A 13,072-nucleotide genomic window follows, 5' to 3' on the forward strand; every position below is an offset into this window, starting at 1 on the left:
GATGGACACACTGCGCGCGCTCTCCGCCCGGCTCGACGAGGTGAGCGCCACGCTCACCGTCGTCTCGCACACCGTCACCGCCACCGACCCGGCCCAGGCCGCGTTCGGCGCCGACGCGCCGGGCCGTCTGGGCGAGATCGGTCGGGCGCTGCACCGGCAGTGGACCACCGCCACCGACGACCGGGCCCGGGAGGCCCGCGCCGCCGCCGGTCGACTGGCCGCCGCCGCGGCGGCGGTGCGGGAGGCCGCCGACCGCTATGCCGAGGTCGACCGGGCAGCCCGCCGCCGGCTCGCCGGGGAGCCGTGATGGACGCGCTGGACCGGCTCGCCGAGCCCGGCCTCGACCTGTTGCGCCGGGTGGACACGCTGATCGCGGCCGGCGTCCCCGAGGGGCACCGGGTCTGGCCGCTGCTGCGCCGCATGCAGGTTCTGCCGGGCGACGCGGTCCGCAGCTTCCTCGACCTGCACCCCGTGCCGCTCGCCAGCGCCGGGCACGCGGTGCGCCGGCTCGTCCGAGGGTACGACGACGTCTCCGCCGCGCTCACCGACTCGGTGCTCTGGTCCGGCCCGGCTGCCACTGCGTACGGGCAACAGCGGGCGGCGCTGCTGCGCCACCTCGACGAGGGGCCGGACAGCCTGGTCGGGCGACTTGAATCCACCGCAGGTTACGCCGACGCCCTCGCCGACTGGCTGGAGGGCAGTCGACTCGCGCTGGCCCGCACGTTGGCCGACGTGCTCCGCTCGGCCGAGGCGGTCGCCGTGGTCGCCGCCACTTCCACCGGCACGTCGACGCGCCCCGGGCCGATCGGGCCTGGGGTGGCCGACGCGGCCGAGATTGCCGCGCGGGTGCTGGCGGTGCTCTGCGTCGCGTACGACGGTGCGGAGACGCTGCTGCGGCAGTGGGCGCCGAGCCTGGCCGAGATCGCATGGCGTCCGCCAGCGGACGGGCGACCCCGCTACGACCAGCCCACCCGGGTCGGCTGGTAGCCCGGTCTCGTTCTTCCGGCCATGGCCGCTGTGCCCTCGGACAGGCCACGGCGTCGCTCGCGGTCGCCTGACCTAGGCCGGCGCCCACGGCGACGCCGTGGTCTTCCCCCTGCACCCCCCGCAGGTCTGCCTCCACTCAACGCTGCCAAGGCACGTCTTGTCTCCTGCCCGGCCCGGGATTCAACCGTCCGGGCGAGCAGCAACGGCACGACGGGACGCCCGCAATGGGTCAAGTCGACGGCCATGGATGGCTGCGGGGCGTAGCCGGCCGGTGCGCTCTGCGCGCTGACCCGTCGTAGGGTGGGGGGATGGGCATGCTCTGCGCGGTCAGCTTCAACCGGTACGGGCGCCTCTACTACCTCGACCCGGGTGAGTTGCGTCCGCAGGTGGGCGACCGGGTGCTGGTGCCCACCGATGATGGGCCCGAGGTGGCAGAGTGCGTGTGGGCAGCGCAGTGGGTGACCGAGGACACCGACGGTTTCCCGCGTCTGGTGGGGCTGGCCGGCGACGACGACCTACGCCGGGACGAGGCGCTGCGTCGGCGGAAGGCTGATGCGAAGGTCGCCGCGAAAAGGCTGATCCGCTCGCACGGCCTGCCGATGAAGGTGGTGGCCGTCGACCACGTGCTCGGCACCGCCGAGAACGGCGGTGAGCGCAGCACCGTGTACTTCACCGCCCCGCACCGGGTGGACTTCCGATCCCTGGTCCGTGACCTCGGCGCGACCCTGCACTGCCGGGTGGAGCTGCGCCAGCTCTCCGCACGCGACTCGGCACGGGTGCAGGGCGGCATCGGCTCCTGCGGTCGGGACCTGTGCTGCGCCACGTTCCTCACCGACTTCGAGCCGGTGACCATCCGGATGGCGAAGGACCAGGACCTGCCGCTCAACCCGCTGCGCATCTCCGGCGCGTGCGGCCGACTGATGTGCTGCCTGAAGTATGAGCACCCGCTCTACCAGCGCTTTCAGGAGACCGCCCCGGCGGTCGGCAGTCGGGTCTCCACGCCGGAGGGTGACGGTCGGGTCGTCGGCCACAGCGTCCCGAGAGACGCGGTGACCGTACGCCTGGACGCGGACGGCTCGCGCTCCATGTGCTCCAAAGCCGACGTCTGCGGCTCCCGCCAAGCCCACAACCAGCAATACACCCCCTAACCCCACCCTCCCCACCCGGTCCCGCCCAGTTGATCAAGAGGTTTGCGTCAGGAATCGGGCCCAGCGCGACGCAAACTTCTTGACCAACTCGGCTCTGGGGGGTGGTGTCCCTACCTGATCTACTGTTCCGACGTGGAGATCTTGTCGTTTGATGTCTCGTCAGGGCGGCCGGCGCAGGCCCACGGCAGCGTCGGTGTGACGGCTCAGGCGCTGCTTCGCGGGGATGTAGTCGCTGTCACTGTGCTGCACGTGGCAGCCGGTGGTGAGGTCGGCCGTCATCCCGCACCGGTGGATCAGCTCTTGATGATCACGGCAGGACATGGCGTCGTGCAGGCGGGTAGTGGTGATTGGGAAAGCGTCAGCGCCGGGCAGGCGGTGGTGTGGCGCGCCGGTGAGGAGCACACCACCAGAGCGATTGCCGACATCACTGCTGTGGTGATCGAGATGGTGGCTATGCCGTTGAGGCGGGGGTCGTGATGGGCTTGAGCTGGCAGGGGACCTTCGGACGGCCGTGTCCCTATCAGCGTTTCATCGACGCCACCCGGCCCGACGACAACACCCCCGGAACATGCGTACGACAGGGGCGGTAAGTCACACCGAGCCGGGCGACCGAGCAGTCCCGGCTGGGGACGATCAAAAAGGGTGGGGTTAGTGCAGGACTGTAGGGGGTTCGGTTAGGTGGGGGGTTAGGGGGGATTTGGGGATCAGCCAGCTCTTCGTGGGGGATTGGTCGGGGTTCACCTGCCAGTCGCGGGAGACCCGGTCTATCCCCACCGGGTAGATGGTCAGCGTTCCGTCCGGGTCGATGCGTAGCCGCAGGAACGACTTGGAGTCCTCGATGCCCTGGCCGGCGAAGAGTTCGTTGACGTTCACCCCGAACGAGCTTGCCACCAGCAGATACGCCGCCACCAGCTGGCTGGCGACCAGGCCGATCACCGGGCCGTAGAGCACCGCCGCGGCGGCCGCCGGCAGCGGCCACGGCCAGTCGTAGAACGGCAGCGCCAACCACGCCCACGTGCCGGCTGCCGCCAAGGCCACCTGCGCCACGCCGTGGCCGACGCCGAGGATCCAGTGCCGCGCGTGGCGTTTGCCGCTCGCGCTCGGCGGCTTGGCGAACAGGGCCGCCGCCAGCACCGTCACGAGGACCATCAGCACCAGCGGGACGCTGAACAGTCGCTGGTCGGTGCTGTCGGCCCAGTTGGCCGTCGCGCCCGCCATGGCCAGCATCAGCAGGGTGTGCAGGGTGCCGAGCAGTGTGGTGAAGCCGGGATTGCGGAACGGCAAGCGGGGGAAGATGCCCCAGCCGTAACGGCGGGACCGCGCCGCGTCCGGGTAACGGGCCGCCAGATCGTACGGCTGGGTGGAGCTGGCCCGCCGGGCCAGCGTGTCCCGCGGTGGCACCTCGATGCGCTCCGGCAGCTTGTGCGTGGGGTAGAGGTACGCGCCGCCGCCACCGCACGTGATCAGTTGCCGATCCGGCCCGGAGTAGCGGGCGTAGTGGTGCAGGTCGCCGGAGAGCAACAGCCGCACCCGAGCCCCGGTCGGGTCGATGATCGTTCGGATGAAGTAGTCGATCGAGTCGTACGCCGTGGGATTGTCGGCGGCCTTGACCCAGGTCGGCGCCGGCGCCGCGATGATCACCTTTGACTCCGGCCCGAGCCGCCGGGCCACCTCGTCGAAGTAGGCAAGTTGCGGGTCGTCGAGGTACGAGCCGGACTGGTCGTCCACGCCGAGCAACCACCAGCCGGCCGGCAACTCCACCGCGAAGTACGACCGGGACTGGCCGGTGCCCCAGCCAGCGAAGTTCCGGTCCCGGGAGCGGACGAACAACCGTAGGAACGCGGTGAGGCCGTCGTACCAGTCGTGGTTGCCCGGCACCGCGAAGAGCGTCGGCTTCTCGGGCGGTGCCACCGGCAGCGCGGCCTGGTAGGGGCCCTTGCACCGGTCCTCGTACGACGCGTACGCCGCCGACGGGTAGACCTGGTCGCCGCCCATCACCAGGGTCTGCCCCCGGGGCAGGCGGTGCCCGTCCACGGTCAGCTCCGGCTGCGCCAGCAGGTACGCCACCGAGTAGGTGGCGTTGAAGCCGTCGCCCAGGTCGGCCACGTAGTCGAGCCACAGCCCGCCGTCCGGCGCGACCTGACGGAAGACGTCGTCGCCGAACGCGTTCTGCAACTCGCGCTTGTCGAGGTACGCCCCGAAGAGCACCGCCAGCAGCGTCCGGATGCCGGTGCTGATCAGCAGGAACGGCGCCAGCCACGGCACCGGCTTGCGCGGCGTGAAGCCCAGTTCCAGCGGGTCGGTGCTGCGCGGCCGATGGGCGGCGCGTTCACCGGCCGGCGCACGGTCAGGACGGTCGGTGGCCTCGTCCCGGTGGTCGGGGTGGTCGCGTTCGTCGCTCACCCGCCGCAGCGTAGTCGCGGCCCGGATCATCCGCTGTCTGGTAAGCGTCCAGATGGTGGCCGATGTCCGGTTAGTCGGGCCGCGGCGGCGAGGGGTATCCCGTTCGGGCGGTGGTTGGACGGTGCCGTACACTTGCTGATCGTTGCCGCCTTAGCTCAGTCGGCTAGAGCGACGCACTCGTAATGCGTAGGTCGACGGTTCGATTCCGTCAGGCGGCTCCAGGGTATGAGGCCCTGACCAGCGGAAACGCTGGTCAGGGCCTCATGTTTTTCGATCCGGTCGTAATTCGCCTCCCCGCGCCGCTAGATGAAGGGGAGTTCGCGCAGGTTCGTCTTTGCCAGCTCCACGATCTCGTCGCCGCGGCCGGACAGGATCGTGCGGGTTGCGAAGAGCGTGAATCCCTTGAGCTGTGCGGCGGTGATCTTCGGCGGGATAGACAACTCCTGACGGGCCGTGCGGGCATCCACCACGGCGGGTCCGTCGTGGTCGAGGGCGGCGCGTAGCGCGTCGTCGAGCTGGTCGGCGCGGTCCACCCGTGCCCCGAACAGGCCCGCCGAGCGGGCGATGGCACCAAGGTCGACGTCGTCCAGAGCCGTGCCGTAGTTGACGATGCCCGATGCCTTCATTTCCAACTCCACGAAGGAGAGGGCACTGTTGTTGAAGACAACGACCTTGACGGGCAGGTTCAGCTGACGCAGTGTGACCAGCTCGCCGAGGAGCATGGTCAGACCACCGTCGCCGCACAGGGCGATGACCTGCCGCCCCGGATGTGCGGCCTGCACGCCGATCGCCTGCGGAAGGGCATTCGCCATGCTGCCATGGTTGAACGAGCTCAGCAGCCGGCGGCGTCCATTCATGCCGAGGTAGCGGGCAGCCCACACGATCGGCGTTCCCACGTCGGCGGTGAATACCGCGTCGGCGGCGGCCAACGTGTCGATTCGCGCGGCCACGTACTGCGGGTGTAACGGCGAGTCTGAGGGCTTGGCTTCGGCCAGGCGGTCCAGGCGCTCCCGTACGTGCTGGTAGTGGCCGGTCATCTTGTCCAGGAAGGATCGGTCGCTCTTTGGTCGCAGTAGGGGCAGCAACGCTTGTGCGGTGTCCTTGACGGTGCCGACCAGCGGCACCTCGACGTCCGTGCGCCGCCCGATGTGTTCACCGCGCACGTCGACCTGGATGACGGGGACATCCGGGCCCGGGTAGAACTGGCGGTACGGGAAGTCGGTGCCGAGCATGAGCAGCGCGTCGCAGTGCTCCATCGCGCGGTATCCGGAGCTGTAGCCGATCAGACCCGTCAGCCCGACGGTGTACGGGTTGTCGTACTCCAGGTGTTCCTTGCCGCGCAGGGCGTGCACCATCGGGGCTTTCAGCGCCTCGGCCAGGGCGATCGCCTCGTCGTGCGCGTCGTGGCACCCGGCACCGCCCAGGATGGCCACCCGCTTCGCGTTGTTGAGCACGTCGGCGGCTCGGGCCAGGGCCGCGTCGTCCGGCCGGACGTGCGAAGACGTTCCCAGGACCGGATGCGGGAGCGAGGTGGTGACGGCGTCGGCGAGGAACAACTCGCCCGGGATCACCAGTACGGCGACACCGCGTTGCTCCAGTGCCGCGCGCATCGCCATTCGCAGCAGCCGGGGGACCTGTTCGGCCGTACTGGCCATCTCGCAGTAGACGCTGCACTCGCGGAACAGCTCCTGCGGGTGCGTCTCCTGGAAGTACTCGCTGCCAATCTCTTCGCGTGGAATGTGTGCGGCAATGGCCAGCACGGGCACCCGGTTGCGCTGCGCGTCGAACAGGCCGTTGATCAGATGCAGGTTCCCCGGCCCGCAACTGCCGGCCGTGACGGCGAGATTGCCGGTGATGGCCGCCTCTCCCGCGGCGGCGAAGGCGGCGGCTTCCTCGTGCCGCACATGCGCCCACTCGACGGCGTCGTTGCGGCGCAGGGCGTCGGTGAATCCGTTCAGGGAATCACCGGGTAGACCGTAGACGCGCTGCACACCGGATGCTGACAAGGTCGCGACCATGACGTCTGCGACGGTGGTGCCCATGGATTCTCCTGAGAGGGTCGGCGGTGCGGGGAAGGCTCTACTGCTGGTGTTGCCGCATCCATTCCGCTTCCTGCCCTGGTTCGGGCAGAGTCCGGCCGGCCTCGACAGCGGAACCGGCGGGGCTGTCCAGGATGACCACCAGAACGTGGTCCTGGTGCACCCCGGAGATGCGGGACGCTGCCGCAGCAATGTCAAGGGCCAGGCGGCTCGTCGACTCCTGTGGATGGCCACGTCGTGCCCACCCGTTGATCAGTAGCGGCGCGCCCGGCTTCCCGCCGACGAAGACGCAGTCCGTCGGCAACTCGGAGAAGACCACGTTCACGTACGCGGGCGGCACATGGTTGGTGGCCGAGTGGATTTTGGTGATCTCGGCCGCCAGGGCAGTCCTTGTCTCGGCCGTCAGGGTTCCCTGAGCACTGGTGCAGGTGTAGATGGGCATGTCGGGCTCCTTGCAGAAGTCGCGCGGTGTCAGGAGATGGGCGGCCGGCGAGGCCCCGGCGTCCAGCGGGGCTGGCTGGTGCAGGGGCCTCGCCGGCCATTCGGTTGCCGGACGGGTGCCGGTCAGCTGGAGTAGTCGGTCAGGGTCTTGAGGTCGGTGACGGTGTAGCTGAGGTGGAACCGGAAGCCCGCACCGGTGCGCTGGATCGCCAGGTCAGCCAGCTCCTCACCGGGGGCGGTGGGGAAGGTCAACTCGCTGGTGCCGACCCATGCCTCGTCGACGGCGGGGTTGTCCAGAACAGCCATGACCAGCTCATGAACGGCCGGCTTGTCGTGCTGGCCCTTGGCGAGGCTGGGGAAGTGGCGGAGGTTGACCACCGGCCGGTTCATGAGGGTGGCCGGGTTCTCGACCGGCTGCTGCAGCGTGACTCGGGCTTCGGCGATGCGCTGACCGACTGCCGAGGCGGTGGCACCGAACTGACCGCCGGCGGCGACGGCCGGGGTGGCGGGGGCACCGATCGGGTACGCGCGGGTCTGGTGGACGCTGCCGAGCTTCTTGGGGAAGCCCTGGACCCAGCCGCGCGCCATGGCAGCGTCGTTGTCGACGTAGATGTACGGGCACCACGCCACCGGGGTGTCGTTCCAGCGGGCGTCGAGCGTGACGAAGAACTCCCGGTACTGGGAGCGGGCCGGGTCCAGGTACTCCTTGCCGGTGGAGGAGTACTGCCAGTCGATGAAGAGCGCCACGCCGCGTCCGGGGGTCTCCGGGTCGAGAACGAGCCCCTCGGGCAGCGCTGCCTCGGCAGCGGCCGGGTCGGCGAAGAACTCCACGCCGATGACGGTGCCGGCGTAGTGCCACGGCGGGGTCGGTGCCAGGTTGGCGGTGCCGCGCGGGGAGAGGGGAACGGTGTAGCCCTGCATGACGGTGACTCCTCGTTGTATCGAGCGATACGTATCGCTCCAGGTGGGAGGCGCGGATGCTTGACGCCTCCGCGTTCGCCCGGTCTCGACGAATGAAGTCTGTCGGCGGCGGTGCTGGTGATCATCTGTTGAACGACTGTCGTGGTTGACGGTGTTCGGATTCGCCGGGTCGCGCGGTGGCCCCGGCCACGGGGACCTGTCGCCATTGCCGGCCACCACGCTTCTGCGGCACCTCGGTGCGGCCTGGGCTGCTGGTGGATTCTCGGCGGAAACAGTCATTCGACTGATGTCGCGGCGCGACGGTGCGCCAATACTCGCGGTCCGAGCTGTTCTCCGGATGCTCTGCTGCGGGAGTCGTGATGTCGAAGGTTGTTCTGGTGACCGATGCTGGCAGCGTGGTGGGGTCGGCGCTGGCGCGGGCGCTGGCTGACAGGAGCCACTGGGTGTTCGCCGGCGTCGACCCTCAGCGGCCCGGGTATCAGGCGGCAATGGCCGGGCACGCCGAGTACGCCCAGCGGCACGGGAGGCGTCTGACTGGTGTTGCCCTCTCCCTGGGTGATCAGCGGACGACTCAGCAGGGCGTGGACGCGGTCATCGGCCGGGCGGGGGGCGTTGACGTGGCGGTCCACGTCGTGGAGTTCGATGTGGCGGGCCCGGTGGAGTCTTTCACCGCCTATCAGCTCGCGCAGATGTTCGACTGGATGGTTCTACGGGGTCAGCGAGTCAGCCGCGCCGTACTCCCATCGATGCGGCGTCGGGGTAGCGGCCAGGTGGTGTGGGTGGGGTTGTGGTCTGTTGCCCAGGGGCACGGCGGCGATGGGTTGGACCGCGCGTGGAAGGCGATGAGCGGTCATGCCGTGGCGGGCTATGCCGAGGATCTTTCCGGCCTGGGCGTCGAGGTGTGCGACGTCACGGTGGCTGTCGGTGCGGGTTTGGTGCGGCCCGTACTGCCGGATGACAGAGAGACTGCCGAGGCGTACGGGGCCTGGCCGGGATCCGGCGATGCGGGGCTGCTCGGGCAGCAGGATGAGGCGGAGGCCGCCGCGATCGCGGAGGCCGTGGCGCGGCTCCTGGCCAGCTCCGGCGGATTGCCTCGCCGCGTGCAGCTGGACCCGGCATCGCTGGACATCAGGCCCGGATCGCCAGGTGCGGGGTGAGCACGGAGCCGGTCTGCCCGCCCCGGCACGTTGGCCGCGCCATTGATTGGTGCGACTGCTGCGAGTGGTCGGTGGCCGGCCAGGCGCACCGTCTACAAAGAACCCGCAATCGCTTGTTCATCAACCGCCGATAGGCTTCCGCGTGTGCTGCCTCCCTCGGGAAACGTTCGGGGGCGAAGGCTCGGCACACGGTTGTAGCGGTGCGTGGTCGCCGCGCGGGGGAGAGTCGTGTGGTGAGTGAGGATGGGAGCAGCACCGATGGTGCTGCTCTGCTGGGGCGTGACGACGATCTGGTTCTGATCCGCGGGCTCCTCACTGATGACACAGAGCCGTCCCTGTTGCTTTGCGGGGACGCGGGGGTGGGCAAGACCGCGCTGTTGGAGGCGGCCGCAGCGGCGGCCGTGGGCGCCGGGATGCGGGTCGTACGAGCGTCAGGCGTGGAGTTCGAGGCGGACATCGCCTTCGCGGGGCTGCACCAACTGCTGTTCCCGCTGGCGGGAGACATGGACGGCCTCGCACCCGAGCACCGCGCAGCGCTGCGGGTGGCCCTGGGCTTCGATCGAGGTTCGACACCGGACCGCCTGCTGGTGTCGCACGCGGCGCTGGTGCTGCTGCAACACGGTGCCGCGCAACGGCCGGTGTTGGTGATCATGGATGACTTGCAGTGGGTGGACCGGGCCAGCGCCGACGCGCTGGCGTTCATTGCCCGGCGTCTGACCGGCACAGGCGTGCGCTTCCTCGGGGCCATGCGCGCGCGCAGTGGTGGAGTCTTCGAACATGGTGGTCTGCGCGAGCACCGCCTGGGCCCGCTGGCGGGGCCGGCGGCTCGGCAACTACTCGAAACCCACCATCCGGGGCTGACCGGTGACGTGGTCAGCCGGGTGCTGGCCGGGGCGGAGGGCAACCCGCTGGCGTTGCTGGAGCTGCCTGCGGCCTTGAGCGAGCAGCAGCGAACGGGGATCGCCGGTCTGCCGGCGGTACTTCCACTCGGCGAGCGGCTGGAGTCGCTGTTCGTCTCGCGGATCGCGGGCCTGCCGCAGCCGACTCGGCACCTGCTGTTGCTCGCGACGCTGGACGGCACCGGGGATCTCGGCGTGCTTCAGGCGGCGGCGCGGCAGCTGGCCAACCCAGCGGACCTGGTCGACTTGGCGCCGGCCGAGGAGGATGCGCTCATCTCGGTAGACGAGGTGACCGGCCTGCTGTCGTTCCGTCATCCGCTGACCCGTTCGGCGGTGATGAAGGCGTCCACCAGCAGTGACCGGCGTCGCGCGCACGCCGCACTGGCCGGCGCCGTCGGCGACCATTCGGAGCGTCGAGCCTGGCACCTGGGGCAGGCCACGGTGGGAACGGACGAGGCCGTCGCCGCCCTGCTGGAGAGCGCCGCGCGACAGAAGGCCGCCCGCGGCGACATCAGAGGCGCGGTAGCGGCGCTGCTTCGTGCCGCGGAGCTGAGTCCCGCTGCCGGCCGCGCTCGGCGTCTCGCTGAGGCCGCGTACGTCGACGCGCACGCATCCGGCGATCTGGTCAGCGCCGCGCAGCTACTGGCGTCGGCGCGGCAGGCGCATCCGGGGGCGGGCCTGTCGCTGCACGCGGCGGCTGCGACGGCCCTCATGGTCATCAACCATGGCGGGCACCTACAGACCGCCCATCGCCTGTTGGTGCACGCCATCGAGTCTGGTGACCACGGGTTCGACGCGGGCGTTCCGGCCCTGATCGATGCGCTTCACCTGCTGTTGCTGCTGTGCTTCTTCAGCGGACGATCGGATCGGTGGGAGGACTTCCGTCGGCTGCTGGCCGCGGTCCGGCCGGAGCCCGACCGCCTGCTGGCCATCGCCGGTGCCACCGCCCCCGATCCGGCACGCACCGCGCCGGAACACCTCGCTGAGCTGGATATCCTGATCACCAGCGCACACCAGGAGACCGATCCTGCCCGGATCGTGCGGTTGTGCTTCGCCGCACAGCACGCGGAACGCTACGGCGACATGCGCGGCGCGGTGTGGCGTGTGGTGCGCCAGGGCCGCGACGGCGGCCCGGCCCGCCTGCACATCGGCGCGCTGTTCCAGCTCTGTCAGGACGGCTTCATGATGGGGCTGTGGGCCGAGGTCGAGGAGCTCGCCGCGGAAGGGTCGCAGGTGTGCGAGCAGTCCGGATGCCACTTCTTCACCTGGTACTTCGAGTACTTTGACGCGTTGCTCGCCGCTGTGCGTGGCGACACCGCGACGGCGGTGGCGTTGAGCGACCGGCTGGTCGGCACGAGTGCCCAACGAGGTGTGCACACCGCCGCCCAGTGGGGTCAGTACGTGAGAACGTTGGCCGTGCTCGGCGCCGGCGATTTCGAGCAGGCCTTCACCATTGCGTCGCGCATCAGCCCGCCAGGGGAACTGGTCCCACACGCGCAGGTCGCGATGTGGGTGGCGATCGACCTGGTAGAGGCCGCGATGCGCACCCAGCGGCACGCCGAGGCGGCCGCGCACGCAGCGGCGCTGCGGGAGGCCGATGTGGGTCGAATTTCGCCCCTGTACGCGATCGTCGTCGCAGCGGCCTGCGCCATGACCGAGCCGGACGACGAGCGAGCATGCGTCCTGTACGAGCAGGCCGTGAACGTCGACAACGCAGACCAGTGGCCCTTCCAAACGGCCCGGGTACGCCTGGCGTACGGGGAACGGCTGCGGCGTGCCCGTAACACGACCCAGGCCCGTGGTCCGCTGCTGCAGGCGCTGAAGGCGTTCGAGGAGCTCGGCGCGGGCCCATGGGCCGAGCGGGCCCGGGTCGAGCTGCGGGCCACCCGGTGGGTCGGCGACCAGGGTGACGCGCAACCCGAAACCGTCCTGACGCCCCAGGAGCGCGAGATCGCGCTGCTGGCCGCCTCGGGGATGACCAACCGTCAGATCGGTGAGCGCCTGTTCATCTCCCACCGCACTGTGGGAGCCCACCTTTATCAGATCTTCCCTAAGCTCGGAATCTCGTCGCGCGCAGCGCTCAGAGACGTCCTGACGGAATCGGCTGGCCGTTGAGCGTGCTGCAAGCTCAGCTGGCAGCACCACGCAGCGTCCCGGAGTGGCCGGGGAGCCTATGAGTGGCTGGCCGTCGCGAGCGCGGCGGCCACCCGGGACGCCTCACGGCGGCCCTGGTCGCGGGCTGCCGCCACGAGCGCGGGCACGACTGATCTGTCCATCACGCTGTTCCCCTGCGCCCGCTTGGAGGCTGCGTCGCGCAGCAGCAGCTCTACCCGGCGATCCGCGCGCAGCGCGGCTCGCTGCTTGTCGATGCGCGCCCACGGCCCGATCGCGGCGGTGCTCGGCGCGAGGGCGATGACCGGGCCGTTGCCGGGGGCGAGATCGAGGTTGAGGGTCGATCGCATGCCGCCGTCCATGTAACGGCGATCTCCGATGGCGACCGGAGCGGCGGAGATGGGCATGGCGCAGCTCGCGGCGACGGCGTCGACGAGGGGTACGCCGTCGTGTCGGGTGATGGTGCGGGCGGCGCCCGACTCGAAGTCGACGACGACGATGCGGAGGTCCGCGTCCTGCCAGGTGTGGTCGGGCAGTCGGGCCTCGGCTATCCGGCGGTGCCGGGACGGGTCGTCGATGCGGGTGGTGAGAGCGAGCCGACCGAGGCGGCGCGCGGCCTGCTCCGGGCTGCGCGCGAACAGTTGCGCCCGCGCGAGCCGGAGGAGGTCGAGGAAGCCGAGTGCGGCTGAGGTCTCGTGGGCGACGCCCTCGCGCTGGCGTTCGAAGAGCTCTGGCAGTGGTGTGCCGCTGCTGATCTGGGCACCGACGACGGCGCCGGCGCTCGTGCCGACGAGGATCGCCTCCGGGGCCACCGTCACCCCCTCGTCCGCGAGGCCGGCGAGGATGCCGACCTCCCAGGCGATGCCCGCCACTCCACCGCCACCGAGCATCCAGACGGGCCGCGCGTCGTCCGTCATCAGTCTCCCCACTCGAACGAAATACTGCTAACGCTGTACGCAGTTTAG

Annotated in this window: 11 protein-coding genes and 1 tRNA gene; 7 read left to right on the forward strand and 5 right to left on the reverse strand. The window is 70.1% G+C overall.

Annotation, left to right across the window (positions count from 1 at the left end; all coding sequences use genetic code 11):
* The first annotated feature begins 1 nt into the window (after window position 1).
* From IF46_RS0100915 to IF46_RS34175, 4 genes are all read left to right on the forward strand, one after another.
* Window positions 2-307, forward strand: a complete 306-nt coding sequence (locus tag IF46_RS0100915; protein ID WP_030486317.1) for a type VII secretion target — start codon at window positions 2-4, stop codon at window positions 305-307.
* Complete coding sequence (locus IF46_RS0100920; protein ID WP_030486318.1) at window positions 307-987, forward strand: hypothetical protein; 681 nt, start codon at window positions 307-309, stop codon at window positions 985-987. The genes IF46_RS0100915 and IF46_RS0100920 overlap by 1 nt, the downstream gene beginning before the upstream one ends.
* Before the next feature lie 308 nt (window positions 988-1,295).
* The gene (locus IF46_RS0100925) at window positions 1,296-2,135 is read left to right on the forward strand and encodes a PSP1 domain-containing protein (protein ID WP_030486319.1); all 840 of its coding nucleotides are present in this window, start codon (window positions 1,296-1,298) and stop codon (window positions 2,133-2,135) included.
* Between the two features lie 132 nt (window positions 2,136-2,267).
* The gene (locus IF46_RS34175) at window positions 2,268-2,612 is read left to right on the forward strand and encodes a cupin domain-containing protein (RefSeq protein ID WP_198041321.1); all 345 of its coding nucleotides are present in this window, start codon (window positions 2,268-2,270) and stop codon (window positions 2,610-2,612) included.
* Window positions 2,613-2,783: 171 nt separating this feature from the next.
* Here the strand turns inward: IF46_RS34175 and IF46_RS0100935 are convergent, their stop codons facing one another.
* Window positions 2,784-4,538 carry a metallophosphoesterase family protein gene (locus tag IF46_RS0100935; protein WP_036390857.1) on the reverse strand — a complete coding sequence of 585 codons (1,755 nt, stop codon included), beginning with the start codon at window positions 4,536-4,538 and terminating at the stop codon, window positions 2,784-2,786.
* 144 nt (window positions 4,539-4,682) lie between these two features.
* Here IF46_RS0100935 and IF46_RS0100940 point away from each other — a divergent pair.
* A tRNA-Thr gene (locus IF46_RS0100940) sits at window positions 4,683-4,759 on the forward strand.
* 81 nt (window positions 4,760-4,840) lie between these two features.
* Here IF46_RS0100940 and poxB read toward each other — a convergent pair.
* From poxB to IF46_RS0100955, 3 genes are all read right to left on the reverse strand, one after another.
* Complete coding sequence (gene poxB, locus IF46_RS0100945) at window positions 4,841-6,580, reverse strand: ubiquinone-dependent pyruvate dehydrogenase (RefSeq protein WP_030486322.1); 1,740 nt, start codon at window positions 6,578-6,580, stop codon at window positions 4,841-4,843.
* A gap of 37 nt (window positions 6,581-6,617) precedes the next feature.
* Window positions 6,618-7,019, reverse strand: coding sequence for a tautomerase family protein (locus IF46_RS0100950; RefSeq protein WP_030486323.1), 402 nt, complete (start codon window positions 7,017-7,019; stop codon window positions 6,618-6,620).
* Window positions 7,020-7,141: 122 nt separating this feature from the next.
* On the reverse strand, window positions 7,142-7,939 hold the full coding sequence (locus IF46_RS0100955) for an acetoacetate decarboxylase family protein (protein WP_030486324.1): 798 nt from the start codon (window positions 7,937-7,939) through the stop codon (window positions 7,142-7,144).
* A 359-nt stretch (window positions 7,940-8,298) separates the two neighbouring features.
* Between IF46_RS0100955 and IF46_RS33005 the strand changes: the two genes are divergently transcribed.
* Together IF46_RS33005 and IF46_RS0100965 are read left to right on the forward strand one after the other, a co-directional pair.
* Window positions 8,299-9,096 carry an SDR family NAD(P)-dependent oxidoreductase gene (locus tag IF46_RS33005; RefSeq protein ID WP_157562496.1) on the forward strand — a complete coding sequence of 266 codons (798 nt, stop codon included), beginning with the start codon at window positions 8,299-8,301 and terminating at the stop codon, window positions 9,094-9,096.
* A gap of 233 nt (window positions 9,097-9,329) precedes the next feature.
* Window positions 9,330-12,110: an AAA family ATPase gene (locus tag IF46_RS0100965; protein WP_030486326.1), complete on the forward strand. Its 2,781-nt coding sequence runs from the start codon at window positions 9,330-9,332 to the stop codon at window positions 12,108-12,110.
* A 56-nt stretch (window positions 12,111-12,166) separates the two neighbouring features.
* Here IF46_RS0100965 and IF46_RS0100970 read toward each other — a convergent pair whose 3' ends face one another.
* A complete protein-coding gene (locus tag IF46_RS0100970) occupies window positions 12,167-13,024 on the reverse strand; it encodes a patatin-like phospholipase family protein (protein ID WP_051723550.1) in 858 nt (285 codons plus the stop codon).
* Window positions 13,025-13,072: the final 48 nt, after the last annotated feature.

The sequence above is a fragment of the Micromonospora chokoriensis genome (genome assembly GCF_000718555.1).
Classification (GTDB): domain Bacteria; phylum Actinomycetota; class Actinomycetes; order Mycobacteriales; family Micromonosporaceae; genus Micromonospora; species Micromonospora chokoriensis_B.